The following is an 18561-nucleotide window of genomic DNA, read 5'->3' as shown; positions in this document are numbered from 1 at the left end:
TCCTTATATATGCATTAACTAGGATAGTAGAGTGATATGGCGATAGAAAGAGGAGAGAGTATGAATCAACAAAAGATTTCTTTGAATGGTATATGGCAACTGAAACGTGCGGATGGGAAAGCGTTTGACAGCAATGTTGAACTTGAGCAGACCACAAAGGATTGTAAAGTCACAATTCCAGGTTCCGTACTATCTGGTTTACTGGAGAATGGTTTACTAGAGGATCCTTATTACAGAACAAATGAGTACTTTACAAGAAAGGTACTAGGAGAGGATTTTGTATTTACTAGAAGATTTCAGCTGGATAAGAAGCAGGGAATGGTTTATGAACTTCTTTGTGATGGAATCGATACAATTGCTGATCTATATGTAAATGACCAGCTGGTACAATCGGTTGATAATATGCATATCCGTTACCAGATTCCGTGTACAGAAGTGTTAAAGAATGGAGAGAATACGATTCGCATCGTTTTTCAATCCCCAATTACATACATAGAAAACTATATTCCTGAGGAAGGAAAAGAGATTCATTTTACAACGACAGGTGCAATGCCAAGGAACCAATATATAAGAAAAGCACATTCCATGTTTGGGTGGGACTGGGGTCCACAATTACCGGATATGGGAATTTGGAGAGATATTGCGATACGCGGTTTCTCGGTTGCGCATCTTGATGATGTTAAGATTAAGCAGGAGCATGGGAAGGGACAAGTTACCTTATTAACAGAAGCTAGCGTAACACTTGAAGATGGAAGAAGACTTGGAATTATGGAAGCACAGGATTGTGTGACTGGATTAGAAGTACAATATGATTTGCGTACACCAAATGGGGAACACATTTCATTTAAGCAGAACCAGTGTGTAGTGGAACAACCACAATTATGGTGGCCAAATCGTTATGGAGAACAACCACTCTATACGATTCAGGCAACGTTACGATACAAGGGAGAGTCCATTGACGAAAAGAGCTACCGCATTGGACTGAGAACGTTAACCGTAAGTAGGGAAAAAGACCAGTGGGGAGAAGAGTTTGCTTTTTGTGTCAACGGAGTGAAGATCTTTGCCAAAGGTGCGAACTACATACCAGAAGATTGTGTGTATAATCGAATCACAAAGGAACGTTTGGAATACCTAATCGATTCCTCAGTTGAAGTAGGGTACAATTGTTTACGTGTTTGGGGAGGAGGGTACTATCCATCGAATGAATTCTATGACCTCTGTGATGAAAAAGGGTTGATTATTTGGCAGGATTTCATGTATGCATGTAATCTGTATGAATTAACGGAGCATTTTCAACAGAGCATTGAAGAAGAGACAAGAGATAATGTACGTCGACTTCGCCATCATGCTTGCCTTGGTTTATGGTGTGGAAACAATGAGATTGAAACGGCATGGCAGAACTGGGGAGAATTCTCTAACCATTCCGACGCACTGAGAAAAGATTATCTCACGATTTTTGAAGAGATTATACCTAGAATTCTTGGGCAGGAAGATGAAGCCACGTTCTATTGGCCATCCTCACCATCGTCAGGAGGAAACTTTCAAGATCCTGATGGCAATAATCAAGGAGACCGTCATTATTGGGATGTGTGGCATGGAGAAAAGCCATTTAGTGACTATGAAAATTATTATTTCCGATTCTGTTCCGAATTTGGTTTTCAATCTTTCCCATGTCTTGAAACGATTAAGACATTTACGGTACCAGAGGACCGCAATATATTCACAGAAGTTATGGAAAGTCATCAAAAGAATGGAAGTGCCAATGGAAAGATTATGCGCTATATCTCAGATAATTTCTTATATTCAAAGGACTTCCAAAGTTTAATCTATATCAGCCAGGTTCTACAAGGTATTGCGATGAAATACGGAATTGAACATTGGAGAAGAAATCGTGGCAGATGTATGGGATCAATCTACTGGCAATTAAATGACGACTGGCCAGTTGCTTCCTGGTCAAGCATTGATTACTTTGGCAGATGGAAAGCACTTCACTATATGGCAAGACATTTCTATGCAGATGTACTAGGCTCTCTGAAAATTGACGGTACGATTCTTACTCCTTATGTACAGAATGAAACGAGAGTAGATACAGCAACGCAGATCACTATTTATGTAAAAGACTTGGATTGTAATGTGATCTATGAAAAGACAGCATCGGTTCATACAAAGGCATTGGGGGTTACTTCTACAGAAGCAATTGATGTAAAACCATATACATTCGATTGTGAAAACAAGGTAATTCTTGAAGCAAAATTCGTTCATTCTGATGGAACATGCACGAATCAAGTAGAGTTATTACGTCCATATAAATATATGAGGCTAAAGCAAGCACACATTACGTGTGACGTAAAACGTAGAGAAAATCAGTTGATCCTTACCGTAGCAAGTGACGCGGTCGCATTATTCACAGAGATTACTGTTCACGGTGTGGATGTTATCTTGTCGGATAATTATTTCCATCTTACTGACAAGGAGGAACATGTGATCACTGCAACCTTGCCAGAGGAGTATGAAGGAGTACCGAACGTGACAATATGCTCGTTATGTGACTCGTATTCCTTCTAAGAGAATAAGAAATTAGAGGCATGATACCCTACCCGAACAGGGACGCGGATTTATGACAGCCTAAACTTTATAGTATGCATAATCAAAAGAAAGGAACAGAACATGGAATATATTCGAATAAATGAAAATGGAATCCATATTGTTTTTGGAATTACAGAAGAGCAACAACTTAAATTATTGCATTTTTCTTCCGTTGAGTACAAGGAAGAGGAGTTATGTAAGCTGAAACCTGAATGTAAAGAAGAAGATGTGACGAGATGGCCACAATATATCAAGGAAGGATTTCAGCTTGTACAAGTGAATGTTGCTGGTTATAACAGACCTTATGAAAAACATGGAAACAAACATATCGTAACAGCACCTGGATACTTACTTACCTATGTAGGCATGGAGGATTCGGTGAATGAGACAGGGAGAGTATTGCTCATAACCCAAGAGGATACGAAGGTAACAGGTATTCGTGTAATTACGACGATGCAATTTTATAAAGGAACTTCTATTGTACGGTGTTCCAATAAGGTGATCAATATTGGAGAGAAGGAGCAGACGTTGGAATACATCTCTTCCTTCTGCTATACAGGAATTGAGAAAGAAGGAGAAGCGTTGTCTGATGAGAAGATGGCTCTTTGGATTCCTTTCAATGGCTGGCAAAAAGAGATGAGTTTTAGAAAATTCTCCTTTGCTGATTTTGGTATGGCACAGACACAGCCAACAATCACACAACGAACTTCACAAGTACTTGAGATTACCAATACAGGTAATTGGTCTGCCAAGAAATATTTACCTATGGGGTACTTAGAAAATACCCAGGCACATACCAGTTTGTTCTGGCAGATTGAACATAATGGTTCTTGGCATTATGAGATTGGCGATCAGAATAATAATTTCTATCTTACTGTAAGTGGGCCAACGGAACTACAATCCCAATGGTTTAAGAATCTAAAAGCAGGTGAAACATTCGAATCGGTACCAGTAGCGGTTGGTGTAGCAACGGATAATTTTGGTGCGGCAATGGGCGAACTGACCAAATACCGCCGAATGATCCGTAGACAAAACCGAGATGATGAAACATTACCAGTGATCTTTAACGATTATATGAACTGTCTATTCGGTGACCCAACAACAGAGAAGGAGTTACCTCTGATTGATGCAGCAGCAGAATGTGGTTGTGAGTATTATGTAATTGATGCAGGCTGGTATGCACCTGGTGAATGGTGGGATAGCGTTGGGGAATGGCAGGAATGTAAGGAACGTTTTCCGAATGGGATAAAAGAGGTAACCGATTATATCCGAAGCAAAGGGATGGTTGCTGGTGTGTGGCTAGAGTTAGAAGTAATGGGAATTGAATGCGAACTTGCAAAGAAGGTTCCTGATGACTGGTTCTTTATGAGACATGGAAGAAGAGTGTATGATCGAAGTAGATACCAGTTGGATTTTCGAAATCCTGCGGTTATTGCCCATGCGAATGAAGTAATTGACCGTGTTGTGAACGAGTACGGTGTTGGTTACATTAAGATGGACTATAACATTGAGCCAGGAACAGGAACGGAAGTAGGAGCAGATAGCGTAGGACAGGGATTATTGGAACATGAGCGCGCATATCTTCAATGGTTGGATGAGGTATTTAAGAGGTATCCAGATCTTGTTATTGAAAATTGTTCCAGTGGTGGATTGCGGATTGATTATGCACTATTAAGTCGTTATAGCATTCAATCAACTTCTGATCAAGAAGATTACCGTAATTATGCAACGATTGCAGCCAATGCCATTGCAGGAGTGACTCCAGAGCAGGCAGCAGTATGGTCCTATCCAATGAAACACGCAGACAAGGAAGAAGTAATTTATAACATGATTAATGCCATGTTGCTTCGCATCCATCAAAGTGGACACTTAGCGGAATTATCCGAAGAAAATCGGGATTTAGTGAAAGAAGGGATCGCTTGCTACAAGTCGATGCGTTCTACAATTTGTGAGGCTCTTCCCTTTTGGCCGAATGGGTTGGCAGATAATCTAGATCCATGGTTGTGCGCGGGAATCTATACAGAGGAAAAAGCGTATCTGGCTGTATGGAGACGTGGCTCTTCAAACAGAGAGTGGACAATGAGTCTTCAAGATTTAGAACAAAAAACAGGAAAACAGGTAACGGGAGTAACCTGTATCTATCCTATACAGGAAGAAACCAAGTATTCTTATGATCCGAAGACAGCAGAATTGAAAGTTTGCTTTGAGAAAGAAGTTATGGCACGTTTGTTTGAGGTACAGTATTAGAAAACGTATTAACAAAAGCCATTAGGAAAAATTCAATCCTGTGGGTAACGATGTAAAGAATGAGCGTAATGTATATACATGACAATTCATCTTACATTGCTACCACAGGATTGTTTTTTGAATAAAATACACATTCACCTAGGTTTGTACGACATATGTGTTGTGTCATACTCTGACAAGGATCAGGTAATGATTAAGCGTGGTGTTTGCGTTAATGAGAAAAAATACCAACAATGTTATTGACAACTAATAGACGTTAGAGTATACTAACTTTATGAGAATGAAAATAATTATCAATAAGTATTTCGATAATCCAAACATTGATTAAGCAGCATTCCTACATGTTAGGGATGAGATGATACAAAAGATAATTAACAATGAGGAATCGATTATGAAATCAAAGAGAAAGAAGATGAGGATATGCCATTATCTATGGTAAAGGAAGGCGAACCGAACATAATTAAGAAGGTTGGCGGAAAAGAAGAAACACGTAAGTTCCTAGCAAATCTAGGATTTGTTACAGGAGGAATCGTTACCGTTATATCGCAAATGGGAGGTAACATGATTGTTAATATTAAGGATTCTAGAGTAGCAATTGGGAAGGAAATGGCGAACAAGATCATGGTTTAATTGAATCTGTGATCAAACAATGTTCAGGAGCATGTCATACATAAGAAAAACGTATTTGTTAATGAGAGTGTGGGGGAAACATGGAGCACAAAAATCCTACAAAATTAACCGAACATTGGTAAGGTCAAATCTATATAGAAGGAGGAGTTAAGTATGAGAACATTGAGAGAAGTTGTTTGTGGTCAGAGTGTTAAAGTTAAGAAACTAACTGGGGAAGGGCCAGTAAAGAGAAGAATCATGGACATGGGTATAACAAAAGGCGTTGAAGTCTATGTACGTAAAGTTGCACCATTAGGAGATCCAATCGAAGTTACGGTAAGAGGATATGAATTATCACTCCGAAAAGCAGATGCAGCGATGATTGAAGTAGAATAAGGAGTATTTTTTTTGTTCACGGGTTAGAGATAACTAACTAAAGGAAGATGAAACGAATACGGAATAGTAAAGTCGAACAAACGACAACTGTATAAGAAAGGAAGAAAAAAATGGCGATTAAAATTGCATTAGCAGGAAATCCAAACTGTGGTAAGACCACATTATTCAATGCACTTACTGGTTCCAATCAATTTGTTGGAAACTGGCCAGGTGTTACAGTGGAAAAGAAGGAAGGAAAACTGAAAGGGAATAAAGAGGTAGTGATCATGGATCTACCTGGTATCTATTCCTTATCTCCCTATACTTTAGAAGAAGTTGTGGCAAGAAATTACCTAATCAATGAACGTCCAGATGCCATTCTTAATATAGTAGACGGAACTAATATTGAACGGAATTTATATCTATCTACACAGTTAATGGAACTTGGAATTCCAATGGTTATGGCAGTTAATATGATTGATATTCTTGAAAAAACGGGTGATAAGATACATATCGATAAACTCTGTAAGAAACTTGGCTGTGAGGTTGTTGAAATCTCCGCATTAAAAGGAACAGGCATTCAAAAAGCAGCAGATCGTGTCATTGAATTAGCAAAACAAAAACAATCAATGAAATTGGTTCATGCGTTTGCACCAGAAGTGGAAGCAAGAATTGAGCAAGTTATTGATTTGATAGGAAATGATATACCAGAAGAACAGAAACGATTCTTTGCAATTAAGCTAATCGAGAAAGATGATAAGATTGCAGATCAGATGAAACAAGTACCTGACATACAGAATATCATCTCTTTAATGGAAAAGGAATTCGATGATGATACAGAAAGTATTATCACAAATGAACGCTATGACTACATCTCCTCCATTATTAATGAATGTTGTACGAAAAATAAAGAGAAGAAATTGACCACATCGGATAAGATTGACCGTATTGTTACCAATCGGTGGTTCGCATTACCAATATTTGCGGCTGTCATGTTCCTTGTATATTATGTATCTGTGACAACAGTAGGTAGTTGGGCAACGGATTGGGCAAATGATGGCGTGTTTGGTGAAGGCTGGAATCTATTCGGTATTAACTCGCTACACATAAAAGGTGTTCCTGAATATATCGAAGCTGGTTTAAATGCAATCGGTTGTGCAGATTGGTTACGTAGTTTGATCATTGATGGTATTGTAGCTGGTGTTGGAGCAATTTTAGGTTTCGTTCCACAGATGCTTGTGCTATTCATCTTTTTAGCCTTCTTAGAAGCATGTGGTTATATGGCGAGAGTTGCATTTATCATGGATCGTATCTTCCGTAAGTTTGGATTATCTGGAAAATCATTTATACCAATGTTGATTGGTAGTGGTTGCGGTGTTCCTGGTATTATGGCTTCACGTACGATTGAAAATGACCGTGACCGTAAGATGACGATCATGACTACAACATTTATACCTTGTAGTGCGAAGATGCCAATTATTGCATTGATTGCAGGAGCTTTATTTGGTGGAGCATGGTGGGTTGCACCGAGTGCTTATTTCGTAGGAGTTGCAGCAATTATCTGTTCCGGTATTATCTTAAAGAAAACAAAAATGTTTGCCGGTGATCCAGCACCTTTCGTTATGGAATTACCAGCATATCATATGCCAACGGTAAGCAATGTATTACGTAGCATGTGGGAAAGAGGATGGTCCTTTATTAAAAAGGCTGGAACAATCATTTTATTATCAACGATCATTCTATGGTTTTTAATGAGTTTTGGTTGGGTAGATGGAAGTTTCGGTATGTTAGAAGCAGAGCAATTGGATAGCAGTATTCTTGCTAGCCTTGGTAATGTATTAGCGCCGATCTTCAAACCTCTTGGTTGGGGCGAATGGAAGATGGCAGTTGCTGCAGTAACAGGTTTGATTGCGAAAGAAAATGTTGTAGGAACCTTTGGTATACTGTTTGGTTTTGGCGAAGTAGCAGAAGATGGAGCAGAGATCTGGGGAATGCTTGCTGGAAGCTTAACAGCTGTTGCGGCATATTCATTCCTTGTATTCAATCTGTTATGTGCCCCTTGTTTTGCAGCAATGGGTGCAATTAAGAGAGAGATGAATAATAAGAAGTGGTTCTGGTTTGCAATTGGATATCAAACAATCTTAGCCTATGTTGTTGCCCTTTGTGTATACCAGATTGGTACGTTGCTTTCTGTTGGAACATTTGGTGTAGGAACGGTTGTTGCATTGCTATTAATCATTGGTTTCATCTATCTGTTAGTAAGGCCTTATCAAGAAAGTAAAACATTAAAAGTAAACGTAGCAAGTGTAAAATAAAGAGTTTAGTTAAATTAGTAGTTTAGAAGGAGGAATTGATATGGGGACTATTGTTGTTGGTGTTGTTTTATTAGGCATCGTAGGATTGATTATTCGATCCATTGTACGAGATAAGAAACAGGGAAAATCACTGCAATGTGGTTGTGATTGCAAACATTGCGGTGGCCATTGCCACTAAACGATATACGGGAGAAAAGAAATAACATGGTTGATTACGGATTCTGTGGCCAGATGATTGATTATTATGAAATCATCGAATGTATCGTAAGTGCGTTAGAAGAATGGTTAGCAATGAAGAGACACCCTGAGATTGGGGCGCAGATTTTAAGTAAATCAAAACAACTAAATGAGTTAAAACATATTGTCCTTTGCCATCATGAACATTATGATGGCAAAGGATATCCTTGTGGATTATCCGGGGTACCTACTAAGGGGTTAGGGATATCCCTACCAGATGCTGTACGTACGAACTGCGTACCTTGCAAAGGGGCAGGAAGTGTTGTATTTACTCCGAACTTCAGAAAATCGTCCAGTTTCTATAGAAAAATGATATCACTTTCGCTTAAATAAGTAGAACCACTGTAATAGGATTACATACATTTGGTTCCTATAAAATATAGCAAGTATATATGTATAGGATAAAATAAATAAAACAAATACTTATACCCCTTGCCCTTTTTACCATTATAAAACAATATAATTGGTAATGCAAAAATTACCATCCAGAAATAATTTACGATTTTATAAAACCGAGTACCATATATTGCGAATCTATTTACATTCAATAAACCTTCCATAAAATACACTATATTAGTAACAGTTTTTGAGCATATAGGTTCTAATCGATAAAGTATCCTTCCTGGTATATTAGTCGCATAAAGTACCGTATAGATAAAAGAAAACAAAAGGTAGCCAACTGCCAATTTTCTTTTATTATCTTTTACATAGTAAAAAAATACACCTAGCAATGCAAAAGCGATACCTCCTTCATTTAAAAAACAGTTTGCAAAAATTGCTGAATAAAAATATAGGCTTAAATTACTACTAAAATAAGATCTATAAACATCTATAATTAAAACGATAGCAGTAGTATTAATTATTTGCCATATTAGAAAAATTACTAAAATCTTTATTCCTTTTTTCTGTCTGATTTTATAAGATCAATCATATATATAAAAAATGAGGATATAAACAATGTTACAAAAATATTGTTATTAATCTCTTTGCCCCCAATTATTTGAAAAAGAATATTCATACATCCCATACCAACTCCACACAAATATAATCGAATCATATATTTTTTACGATTATGTGTATAGTGAAATCCCCATGCCATACAAAAGAAAAAAATCGGTGCAGATAACCGCCCGATCCAGTGAAACCATTCTGGAGTATTAGGAATAAACTCTCCGATGTGATCAATGAACATAAATATTAATGCTAGTAATTTCAATGTTGTAGTTGTCATATATAGTCACTCTTTCTTTATAATTAATTATCTAGCTTCAACAAAACCCGAAAAGTCACTAGGGGCGCTAAAACCTAAATGATATCTATTACCCCTGTAAAGCCTGTCTCAAGATACAAAGTACTGTGATCAGCATATCCACTAAAATCCATCTGTCCATAACTTTCTAAATCAACGAATTCAGTTGGTGGTAATGATGAATCAATAGTTATTTCTCCGCTATTAGCTGAACCAGGTGGAGTAGTAGAAACATTAACATTTGGATTTTTAGCAAAAGTTAATGTTGAACTAGATAAAGTTAAACATAGAGCAAGAAGTACAGGTAAACATTTTTTTCTCATAAATTGTACCTAACTTTCTGCTAACATACAATAATTAAAAAATATGGGTTATTTTGGTCAATGTAAAAGTGTTAATATATGTTTATGTTGGTAATATAATACTATTTATACTCTGCTTCAGATTATTTTCTCTAATTATATAGAATCAAAGAATCAAATCAATTAGACTGGATTCTTTATACAGATCTTTATTGGTTCTGTTAATGCTTTTTCCGTGGTAATTGAAGAAAAGTATTAAGACTTTTTGAAGGTTGTATTAGAATCCTATTTTTCTCTTCTAAAAGGAATCATTTATTGATACAATGAATGGATACGATAGGAAAAAGTTCCATATCCATGCTTACAAGAATGTATATGGCTTTGTGACTGTAGTATCAGAAGATACATCTATATCAAACTACCGTATAGGAAGAATCTGTAATAAGGTGGGCTTCCTATAGATGTATTGGTTGTTTATTCAATTAATGGGGAGGAAAGAGATATGAATCAGAAAATTAGGAAAAGAATACTAGGCTTTTTGTTGGCAGGTAGTATCATCGTGATTGCAGGATGTGAATCAAAAAATAAGACTGATAAGGAAAATGCAATTTTTACAAAGGATGAATTAGAGAAGCAAGAAGAAAGTGTAATACAAGAAACATCAGAAATACAGGAAGATGTAACTACTACCCAGCAAGAAGTAGAGGAACAAGAGGATGCTTCTTTACAAGAGTTGCGAACAAAAGCAAAACAGGAAAATTGCTATTGTGCGGTTGCCTATTTAGGTTACGTGGAGGACAATTCCTTACAAACAGTAAGAAATCGAATAACAGAAGAATTTGGCTCCTCAGCATATACGTTTCTTGAAGATATACAAGAGGAAGACCTTGTAGTTGTAGGTGGCTGTGATCTGTATTGTATAGTTCCGATTGGTGATGATGTGAAAGTAACGGTGGAGCGAGTTGGTTTAGATGATAATGGGAATCCTGTTAAAGAAGAAGTGATAGCACAAAGAGAAAAGGAACCATTTGTTCTAGTATGTAATGAAAGCGATATTATGTCAAATGTTGCAATTACAATGGAATCAGAAAATCAAACATACGAATTCAGCCCCTATATCAGTTTAAAAGATGGATCATTAGCAATTCAGTCAGATGATACGAATATTGTTACGTTTGATAAGGATACAATTGAAAAATATAAGGATCAGTAACCGAAGAGGACCGTTCGTTCTATAAGAGAAGAATCTTATAGGATGAACGGTTTTTTGTTTACAAAGACTACCGTAGGTTTGGAATAATAGTTCTGTTAAGTTGGAATCCCGTATACATATATAGTAGAAATTCATAAGGTAAATGCCAATCAAGTTTAACTTTTGGGGAGAAAGGAAGAAGTAAATGAATAGTGGGAAACGAGATAACCAATTAAACCTAGCATTAGACGTTACCCAGGAAACAAGAGAGCAGACTTTGGATCTAGATGTTGGTTTTTTTCCAGATGAGCAGGCCTGGGAATTGATTGTAAAATACTCAGGAAGTCTTGATCGAATACGGCAGGATCTACAGGTAGAGATTGTAGAATTATTAAATGAGTATGCAGTTATGGTAATACCAGAAAGTGAAATCAGCCGCCTTACCGCATATGAGGAGATTGAGTTTATAGAAAAACCAAGGCATCTCGTATTTGCTGTGTCGGCTGGAAGAGCAGAATCCTGTATTAATCCGGTACAGACATCACAGTTTAATCTATTTGGACAGGGGACAGTGGTATCAATCATTGATTCCGGAATTGATTATTCCCATCCGGATTTTCGCAATGAAGATGGTACAACTAGGATTGAAGCCTTATGGGACCAGACCATACCAGGCAAGCCTCCAGAGGGGTATGCGATCGGAACGGTCTATACAAGGGATGAAATCAATGCAGCATTAGCATTATCCGATCCAGCTAGCCGGTTATCTTTGGTTCCAAGTACAGACTTGTCTGGACATGGCACTGGCGTTGCAGGAATTGCCTGCGGAAACGGACGGGCTAGTCAAGGAAGATTTCGTGGTGTTGCGTCCCAAAGTACAATCATTGTGGTTAAGTTGGGGGTACCAGTATCTGATTCCTTTCCCAAAACGACACAATTGATGCAAGCAATTGATTTTTCCGTTCGAACGGCAATCCGTCTTGGACAGCCGATTGCGATAAATATTAGTTTTGGGAACAATTATGGGTCCCATGATGGAAGATCCTTATTAGAATACTATATAAATGATGTGGCGAATCTCTGGAAAAGCTGCATATCCATTGGCGCTGGTAATGAAGGAGCAAGAGAACGGCATACTTCAGGACAGGTAACCACAGGCAATTCGATAACAGTAGAATTCTCTGTAGCAGAATATGAGCGAGCATTTAATCTCCAACTATGGAAAAACTACAATGATATCATATCCATTGAAATCATTAGTCCCAGCAATGTAATCATTGGTCCCATTCGGGAGGTACAAGGTACACAAAGTTTTGTGGTTGATAATACACAAGTATTATTTTACTATGGGGAGCCAATTCCATTTAATAAAGCACAGGAGATTTACTTTGAATTTATTCCAACAAGAGAAACGGTTGCTTCAGGAATTTGGAAGATTCGTTTGAATGGGGAACGAGTCGTTCTCGGAACATTTGATATGTGGTTACCAGCAGGCAATGCCATTGGGGATAATACACGATTTCTTCAGCCAACACCAGATGTAACCTTGACGATTCCTTCCACAACCTATCGTAGCATAACAGTAGGTGCCTATGATGGCGGTACAGATAGTTATGCGAATTTTTCTGGAAGAGGATTTACGAGAGAAGGAGAAGAAGTAAAACCAGACATGGTTGCACCGGGAGTGAGTGTTACCACAACTGCGCCAGGAGGTGGGTACACCAGTCAAACAGGAACCTCCTTTTCGACACCATTTGTTACGGGGAGCACTGCATTACTAATGGAATGGGGGATTGTGAATGGAAACGATCCATACCTGTATGGAGAAAAAGCGAAAGCATATCTGATTCGAGGAGCAAGGCGATTACCTGGGTTTCGTGTATATCCCAATCCACAGGTGGGCTGGGGAGCATTGTGTTTGAGGGATAGTTTGCCGATTTGAGATACCGTAAGGCTAGTGATAATAACTAAGATATATGGGGATACAGATGGAATTGTGATAAAATGAATAGGTAAAAGAAGAAGGGAGCTGTCACTAATGTGGCAGTTTCTTTTTCGTATAAAGAAGGGGCATCTTGCATGTAGCGTGGCATTAAAGTCAATCGAAGTATTTGAAAACAATAATTATATAGCAAAGATAAAAAATATAGAAGAAATCTGTAATCGAGAATTATCTGGTTTTACAGCTCCTGAGATTCAGGAGATTCGTATCATGGGAGGGTGTACTTGTATTGAAGTAACGGAATCAAAATATATTGTAGGATATCAGGAATATGCATACCAAAGAGGAGTCTTTGCCAGACCATTTATAAAGTATATCTACGCAATGGTTCCATATATAATCACAGAAGAGGAATTGGTGAAGGTGTTATCCACAATGAAGGAATGGTTTATAACGAAAGCATGGGAAGAAGTGAATTAAGTGCTGTTGGATAGATGGGGAAGGGCAAAAACCGACATATTAATTGAAGAAAATGTCGGACGAAAAATATGAATTGCGTTATAATATAACAAAAAGGGGAAAGGTAAGGTACATAAGTATGAAGATTGAGACATATTGTGGTTTATCAAAAGGAGAATGTAAGCAGGATTGTGATTCCAGTTGCAAGGTTGCAGAATGTGCAAGGAAGAATGGAAAAAGATTTTGTGGAGAATGTCCTGATTTCCCATGTGAGATACTAGAGGAAGTTTCTCAGAATAGCGAGGACAATGGTAGACGCATTGAGAACTGCAAAGTAATAAAAGCAACGTTAGTTCGGGAAGCCAGAGAGGGAATTGATCCAGTAAGTGTATGTGGACATCATTGTGATTATTGTTTCATGGGGCAGTGGTGCGGAGGTTGTAGGAGTAGTTATAACTGTTGTTCCTTTGCTACAATATCTCCAGATGGGGTCTGTCCGAATGTATCTTGTGCTAACGAAAAAGGATATGATGGTTGCTATGATTGTGATCAGATTGATGACTGCGTCAAGGGATATTATAGCATCAGCAATGAATTCGTTGCAAAAGCAACAGCAAAATTCATTCACCAGTATGGCAAAGAAGCGTATACACGAACATTAAAAAGGGCAATTGATTCGGGAGAAAATTATCAAAAATCTTTTGACAGTACGGGTTCCGTTGATGGTGCATTGCGTTTATTGGAGAAATATAGATAATGGATAGAGAATGGACAGGAAGTCTTAATCGAATTATGGATTATGTGGAGGAGCATCTTTGTTCTGAAGTAGAGGAAGCAGAAGTTGCCAAAATAGCAGCGTGTCCTTACCCCATATTTCAGTCTGCATTTTCGCAGATTACAGGGATATCTTTTGCGGAATATGTTAGAAGGAGAAAGCTTACAATGGCTGCATATGACCTCCAGAATAGTGAGAGAAGTATTATGGATGTAGCACTGAATTATGGTTATCAGACGGATGATACATTTCGAGTGGCATTCAAGTCTATGTTTGGTGTAACACCATCTGAGGTAAGAAAGAATAACCCGAACCTTATGTTTTATTGTAAGTTACATTTTAAGATTCAGATTCAAGGGATTGATCGTATGGAATATCAGATCTTTGAAAGGGAGTCCTTTGAAGTAATGGGAATTAGAAAAATAACTTCAACAGGAGGTGGAACCTGGGGAGTTATTAAGAGTGATGGATCAGATGATAAAGTACAGAAGTTATTGGGAAAACGGTTTGATCTTGGTCTTTGTTTCGGATTTGATGAAGAGGGGAATGATGATTATATGTGTGCAATCAGTCTGGATCATGTAGGAATTTCAGAAGATAAGATACAGGAGTGTCTTGAAACAATCCCAGAAGTAACGCGTTATCAATTTCCTGCTACAACATGGCTACGTTTTGAGTCAAGAGGACGAATATCAGAAGCGGTACTTAATAATACTTGGGAGAAAATCAATATGGAGTTTCTTCCGTCGAGCAAGTTTCATAAGGGCAAATTGCCAACGGTTGAGAGATATATCGTCTGGGACGAAAGAAATGATGAATGTGTTGTAGAAATACTTATTCCACAGTAATACGTATGTTCTGCATTAGTTGCATTTGAATATACAGAGATATGTGTTAAAATGGAAAAGAAAATACGCGAATCATAAATGATTCAAACGATGAAAGAAGGATCAACATGAAACTGTGGTTTACCATCGATCAAATCGATACCGATACATATTGCATCAGCGAATATCGACATTGGGAAGAAACGCATTGCTATCTACTGGAAGGAAAGGATCGAACCTTGCTGATTGATACGGGGTTGGGGATTTGTAATATTGCAAATGAAGTAAGAAAACTAACAGATAAACCAGTCATTGCAGTTGCTACACATATTCACTGGGATCACATCGGAGGACATCGATATTACCCAGAATTCTATGCACATGAAGCAGAATTAGATTGGCTTTCTGGTAGGTTTCCATTGACCATGGACACAATTCGGAAGATGGTGATTGACCATTGTGATCTACCAGAAGGATATAATGTGAATACATACGAAGTCTTTCAAGGAACCCCAAAACGTGTATTACAAGATGGAGATTTCATTGACCTCGGAGACCGAAGAATCACAGTGTTGCATACACCAGGCCATTCTCCGGGACATATGTGTTTCTGGGAGGCAGAACGGGAATATCTATTCACAGGAGATCTTGTATATAAGGATACGTTGTTTGCTTATTATCCGTCTACGGACCCACAGGCATATCTACAATCCCTTGAAAAAATTGCGGAATTACCTGTAAAACGTGTATTCCCTGGTCATCACACCTTGAATATACAACCAGAGATCCTTATCCGAATGCGAGATGCATTTCGTCAACTTGATTTGCAGGGAAAACTACATCATGGTAGCGGCACGTTTGATTATGGGGACTGGGCGGTGTGGCTGTAATGGAATACGGCTATATCTCCGGAGACATAAAGCCTGCTTTTAGTTTCTCAATCAATTCGGCTGCGGGGATATCCATGTCATTTTCAATCCATTTGATCAGCATACTGTGCATTCCACCTACTGCATATGCTAGAAGATAAGGGAGTTGACGTGAAAATGCATTCACGATTTCGGTGGAACGTACACATGCAAATACTTCTGGTGCATGTACATAGGAACATTCAAATAGGATTGATAGGAGACCATGTCTCTTAAGTAAACATAGCAGATCTTTCTGTGATTCCCAAAAATCAAAATACAATTGGACAACGTCCCAATAGTGATGGATATCCTGCGATCGAATCTGGGACATACATTCTGCAAATAATTTATCAAAAAGTAACTGCAATACCGATTCTTTATCTTGAAACAAGCGGTAAAATGTCTTTCTAGAAAGATCTGCTTCTTGTGCAATCTGCGTTATGGTAATCTCTTTGTAAGAGTAGCGTTCCATCACACACAGTAAAGCACAGATAATTTTTTCTCTGGACTGTTCTGCTATTCTCCCATTGGTTGTATTCATACATAGTCCTCCTTGTCACAGATTGCACCAATGTGTAACACATTACGGGCATCTATTGTAACTTCCTATTAGCAATTATATAATAACCTCATAAATGTTACAAGTGTGACAGATTAGAATTGGAGGTATCTATGATGAGAAAACGATTGATTGTGGTTGTTACAGGAGCATCAACGGGAATTGGATATAGTCTGGCTAAGGAACTGGCGGCAGATGGAAACCGAGTGTATGCAGGTGCAAGAAAAGATGAGGATATAAAACGACTTTCTGCAATAGAGAACATTACAGGTGTAAAATTGGATATAACGATTCCTGAACAGATTCAAGAAGCAGTGGATAGAATTAGACAAGAGGAAGGCATGGTTGATGTTTTAATCAACAATGCGGGAGTAACCGGCTGGGGTGCTGTTATGGATCGGGATATGGAGTATTTTCGAAAAGTAATGGAGATTAATTTCTTCGGGCATGTACAGACAATAAAGGAATTCTATCCCCTTCTGAAAAAATCTGTGAAGAATCCAATCATTATTAATGTAAGTTCCCAAGCAGGGAATTATGCGTTCCCATATTGGTCGGCTTATCATAGTAGTAAATGGGCAATCGAAGCTTTCTCCCATTGCTTAAGAAGAGAGATACAAAATTACGGAATCCGAGTTGCTATTGTCCAACCAGGTGCAATCCAATCACAAGCTTTTGTGAAAGACCAAACGGATTTTGAACACTATAAAGCAACACCAGACTCTGATTTTGTAAAGTATGCAACACCAATGTTAGAGGCTGCATTTGTTCGGTCACCAACCACAAAAGAGAAAACACCACTCTTAGTAGTTCGTGATGTCAAACGAGCAATTTATGGAAAGAAAAACAAAATCTATTATCAACCAGGACGAAGATTACTGCCGGATCTTGTGGCAGCAAAACTTCCTTATCGGATAGTGGACCGCGTTATGGCGAAGATGCAGAGAAAATAATTGTGTAACGAATGTAACATAATCGAAATAGAGGGGGAACATCAGTTATGAGTAAACCGAATCTAATCATACAACAAGCAACAATCGAATGTAATGTGAGGGAGATAACGGAAACCTTGCAAGCTGCATTTAATCAACAAAATCAAACCCTTCCATTTTTGCAGCGTGTAATCAAGATGTTACCAGAACTAGAAGGACAGATTACGAGTGATCAATCCGAACAGGAACGTAGGAAAGTGGTTGAAGGGATTCTTACAAAACGATACATAGAGGAAGAGCGTATCATTCAGAAAAAAGTAGAAGAAAAGAGAAAGTTAGTAGAAGAGAAAATCATGCCTGCTGTTGAGGAGATGCAGAAGCTCTTTCATTTAACGTATGACACGACACAGGTGATAAACGGTTATTTGGGATATTTTAATCCATTTCCAAGAGATGTGATGAGAAAAGAGTATTGTATACATTATCTTACTTCGGATGAAATATTTGTAAGAGCCTCGCTCCATGAAATCAATCATATGATATTGTTTGATAAATGGAAAGAAATGTTTGGCTATCAAAAGGTAACGGAACCGTCTTTTCCAGACCCCCTTTGGTATCTGGAGGAACTATCAATCGAGCCAACATTGAATATTCCACAAACCAGGCAGATTGCTCCCTATGAGCATAAGGCGTATGATTCTTTCTATGAAACAATAATTGATGGAAAGTCACTACCAGTTCAGATTGGGGAGATTTACAGAGATAGCACGACCATTGAGGAATACTTGGAAAGGGCGTATACGTATATAGAACAACACATATAGATCATAAAATGCAAGAAATCGATTCTTATTCGTTCGATTTCTTGCATTTTTTATAGAGCCAAAGTACCAACGAGTTCATACAGTTGCTCATCAAACTATGTCCTATATTACATGAGATTAGCTAATGTTTGTGCAAATTAACGAAAGAAAGTTTTACTAAGGGCTTTTGGCACCCAAAACAAATAGGAAAGTCCTCTGACTTTCTTATTTTATAAACCCT

At 38.0% G+C, this 18561-nt stretch carries 18 protein-coding genes; 15 read left to right on the top strand and 3 right to left on the bottom strand.

Going from position 1 to position 18561, the window contains the following annotated elements; all coding sequences use genetic code 11:
- Positions 1-60 precede the first annotated feature (60 nt).
- From HBB17_RS10705 to HBB17_RS10675, 7 genes are all read left to right on the top strand, one after another.
- Positions 61-2565 carry a beta-mannosidase gene (locus tag HBB17_RS10705; protein WP_167957487.1) on the top strand — a complete coding sequence of 835 codons (2505 nt, stop codon included), beginning with the start codon at positions 61-63 and terminating at the stop codon, positions 2563-2565.
- Positions 2566-2667: 102 nt separating this feature from the next.
- The gene (locus tag HBB17_RS10700; RefSeq protein WP_167957486.1) at positions 2668-4833 is read left to right on the top strand and encodes a glycoside hydrolase family 36 protein; all 2166 of its coding nucleotides are present in this window, start codon (positions 2668-2670) and stop codon (positions 4831-4833) included.
- A gap of 420 nt (positions 4834-5253) precedes the next feature.
- Positions 5254-5463, top strand: a complete 210-nt coding sequence (locus tag HBB17_RS10695) for a FeoA family protein (RefSeq protein ID WP_167957485.1) — start codon at positions 5254-5256, stop codon at positions 5461-5463.
- 153 nt (positions 5464-5616) lie between these two features.
- Positions 5617-5838: a FeoA family protein gene (locus tag HBB17_RS10690; protein WP_167957484.1), complete on the top strand. Its 222-nt coding sequence runs from the start codon at positions 5617-5619 to the stop codon at positions 5836-5838.
- A gap of 110 nt (positions 5839-5948) precedes the next feature.
- The gene (gene feoB, locus HBB17_RS10685) at positions 5949-8132 is read left to right on the top strand and encodes a ferrous iron transport protein B (RefSeq protein WP_167957483.1); all 2184 of its coding nucleotides are present in this window, start codon (positions 5949-5951) and stop codon (positions 8130-8132) included.
- Between the two features lie 40 nt (positions 8133-8172).
- Positions 8173-8310 carry a FeoB-associated Cys-rich membrane protein gene (locus tag HBB17_RS10680; protein WP_167957482.1) on the top strand — a complete coding sequence of 46 codons (138 nt, stop codon included), beginning with the start codon at positions 8173-8175 and terminating at the stop codon, positions 8308-8310.
- A gap of 26 nt (positions 8311-8336) precedes the next feature.
- The gene (locus HBB17_RS10675; RefSeq protein ID WP_167957481.1) at positions 8337-8702 is read left to right on the top strand and encodes an HD-GYP domain-containing protein; all 366 of its coding nucleotides are present in this window, start codon (positions 8337-8339) and stop codon (positions 8700-8702) included.
- Positions 8703-9261: 559 nt separating this feature from the next.
- Here the strand turns inward: HBB17_RS10675 and HBB17_RS20795 are convergent.
- Both HBB17_RS20795 and HBB17_RS10660 read right to left on the bottom strand, forming a co-directional pair.
- Positions 9262-9600 (bottom strand): TraX family protein, encoded by a 339-nt coding sequence (locus HBB17_RS20795; protein ID WP_408609346.1) that lies wholly within the window; start codon positions 9598-9600, stop codon positions 9262-9264.
- A 74-nt stretch (positions 9601-9674) separates the two neighbouring features.
- Positions 9675-9941 (bottom strand): hypothetical protein, encoded by a 267-nt coding sequence (locus HBB17_RS10660; RefSeq protein ID WP_167957478.1) that lies wholly within the window; start codon positions 9939-9941, stop codon positions 9675-9677.
- Between the two features lie 481 nt (positions 9942-10422).
- Between HBB17_RS10660 and HBB17_RS10655 the strand changes: the two genes are divergently transcribed.
- The 6 genes from HBB17_RS10655 (at position 10423) to HBB17_RS10630 (ending at position 16005) form a co-directional block, all read left to right on the top strand.
- Positions 10423-11133 carry a hypothetical protein gene (locus HBB17_RS10655; protein WP_167957477.1) on the top strand — a complete coding sequence of 237 codons (711 nt, stop codon included), beginning with the start codon at positions 10423-10425 and terminating at the stop codon, positions 11131-11133.
- A 184-nt stretch (positions 11134-11317) separates the two neighbouring features.
- Complete coding sequence (locus HBB17_RS10650; protein ID WP_167957476.1) at positions 11318-13054, top strand: S8 family peptidase; 1737 nt, start codon at positions 11318-11320, stop codon at positions 13052-13054.
- A 96-nt stretch (positions 13055-13150) separates the two neighbouring features.
- Positions 13151-13534 (top strand): aminotransferase class III-fold pyridoxal phosphate-dependent enzyme, encoded by a 384-nt coding sequence (locus HBB17_RS10645; protein WP_167957475.1) that lies wholly within the window; start codon positions 13151-13153, stop codon positions 13532-13534.
- A 118-nt stretch (positions 13535-13652) separates the two neighbouring features.
- Positions 13653-14270: a DUF3795 domain-containing protein gene (locus HBB17_RS10640; RefSeq protein WP_167957474.1), complete on the top strand. Its 618-nt coding sequence runs from the start codon at positions 13653-13655 to the stop codon at positions 14268-14270.
- Positions 14270-15136 (top strand): AraC family transcriptional regulator, encoded by an 867-nt coding sequence (locus HBB17_RS10635; RefSeq protein ID WP_167957473.1) that lies wholly within the window; start codon positions 14270-14272, stop codon positions 15134-15136. Before HBB17_RS10640 ends, HBB17_RS10635 begins: the two co-directional genes overlap by 1 nt.
- Before the next feature lie 107 nt (positions 15137-15243).
- Complete coding sequence (locus HBB17_RS10630; RefSeq protein WP_167957472.1) at positions 15244-16005, top strand: MBL fold metallo-hydrolase; 762 nt, start codon at positions 15244-15246, stop codon at positions 16003-16005.
- Between the two features lie 10 nt (positions 16006-16015).
- On the opposite strand, the gene HBB17_RS10625 is transcribed toward HBB17_RS10630, so the two are convergent.
- Positions 16016-16567, bottom strand: a complete 552-nt coding sequence (locus HBB17_RS10625) for a TetR/AcrR family transcriptional regulator (RefSeq protein WP_167957471.1) — start codon at positions 16565-16567, stop codon at positions 16016-16018.
- 131 nt (positions 16568-16698) lie between these two features.
- On the opposite strand from HBB17_RS10625, the gene HBB17_RS10620 reads away from it, so the two are divergent.
- Positions 16699-17538, top strand: a complete 840-nt coding sequence (locus HBB17_RS10620; RefSeq protein ID WP_167957470.1) for an SDR family NAD(P)-dependent oxidoreductase — start codon at positions 16699-16701, stop codon at positions 17536-17538.
- Positions 17539-17585: 47 nt separating this feature from the next.
- Positions 17586-18341, top strand: a complete 756-nt coding sequence (locus HBB17_RS10615; RefSeq protein WP_167957469.1) for a hypothetical protein — start codon at positions 17586-17588, stop codon at positions 18339-18341.
- Positions 18342-18561 lie beyond the last annotated feature (220 nt).

This window comes from Anaerosporobacter faecicola (assembly GCF_012070565.1).
In the GTDB taxonomy this organism is placed as follows: Bacteria; Bacillota; Clostridia; order Lachnospirales; family Lachnospiraceae; genus Anaerosporobacter; species Anaerosporobacter faecicola.
The sequence above is the reverse complement of the archived record's forward strand: the minus strand, read 5'-3'. Positions and strand labels throughout refer to the sequence as shown.

Bases quoted from the DNA above. Each gene is read 5' to 3' on its own strand.
- HBB17_RS10705 (WP_167957487.1), top strand. From the start codon at position 61: ATGAATCAACAAAAGATTTCTTTGAATGGTATATGGCAACTGAAACGT.
- HBB17_RS10700 (WP_167957486.1), top strand. From the start codon at position 2,668: ATGGAATATATTCGAATAAATGAAAATGGAATCCATATTGTTTTTGGA.
- HBB17_RS10695 (WP_167957485.1), top strand. From the start codon at position 5,254: ATGCCATTATCTATGGTAAAGGAAGGCGAACCGAACATAATTAAGAAG.
- HBB17_RS10690 (WP_167957484.1), top strand. From the start codon at position 5,617: ATGAGAACATTGAGAGAAGTTGTTTGTGGTCAGAGTGTTAAAGTTAAG.
- feoB (WP_167957483.1), top strand. From the start codon at position 5,949: ATGGCGATTAAAATTGCATTAGCAGGAAATCCAAACTGTGGTAAGACC.
- HBB17_RS10680 (WP_167957482.1), top strand. From the start codon at position 8,173: ATGGGGACTATTGTTGTTGGTGTTGTTTTATTAGGCATCGTAGGATTG.
- HBB17_RS10675 (WP_167957481.1), top strand. From the start codon at position 8,337: ATGGTTGATTACGGATTCTGTGGCCAGATGATTGATTATTATGAAATC.
- HBB17_RS20795 (WP_408609346.1), bottom strand. From the start codon at position 9,600: ATGACAACTACAACATTGAAATTACTAGCATTAATATTTATGTTCATT.
- HBB17_RS10660 (WP_167957478.1), bottom strand. From the start codon at position 9,941: ATGAGAAAAAAATGTTTACCTGTACTTCTTGCTCTATGTTTAACTTTA.
- HBB17_RS10655 (WP_167957477.1), top strand. From the start codon at position 10,423: ATGAATCAGAAAATTAGGAAAAGAATACTAGGCTTTTTGTTGGCAGGT.
- HBB17_RS10650 (WP_167957476.1), top strand. From the start codon at position 11,318: ATGAATAGTGGGAAACGAGATAACCAATTAAACCTAGCATTAGACGTT.
- HBB17_RS10645 (WP_167957475.1), top strand. From the start codon at position 13,151: ATGTGGCAGTTTCTTTTTCGTATAAAGAAGGGGCATCTTGCATGTAGC.
- HBB17_RS10640 (WP_167957474.1), top strand. From the start codon at position 13,653: ATGAAGATTGAGACATATTGTGGTTTATCAAAAGGAGAATGTAAGCAG.
- HBB17_RS10635 (WP_167957473.1), top strand. From the start codon at position 14,270: ATGGATAGAGAATGGACAGGAAGTCTTAATCGAATTATGGATTATGTG.
- HBB17_RS10630 (WP_167957472.1), top strand. From the start codon at position 15,244: ATGAAACTGTGGTTTACCATCGATCAAATCGATACCGATACATATTGC.
- HBB17_RS10625 (WP_167957471.1), bottom strand. From the start codon at position 16,567: ATGAATACAACCAATGGGAGAATAGCAGAACAGTCCAGAGAAAAAATT.
- HBB17_RS10620 (WP_167957470.1), top strand. From the start codon at position 16,699: ATGATGAGAAAACGATTGATTGTGGTTGTTACAGGAGCATCAACGGGA.
- HBB17_RS10615 (WP_167957469.1), top strand. From the start codon at position 17,586: ATGAGTAAACCGAATCTAATCATACAACAAGCAACAATCGAATGTAAT.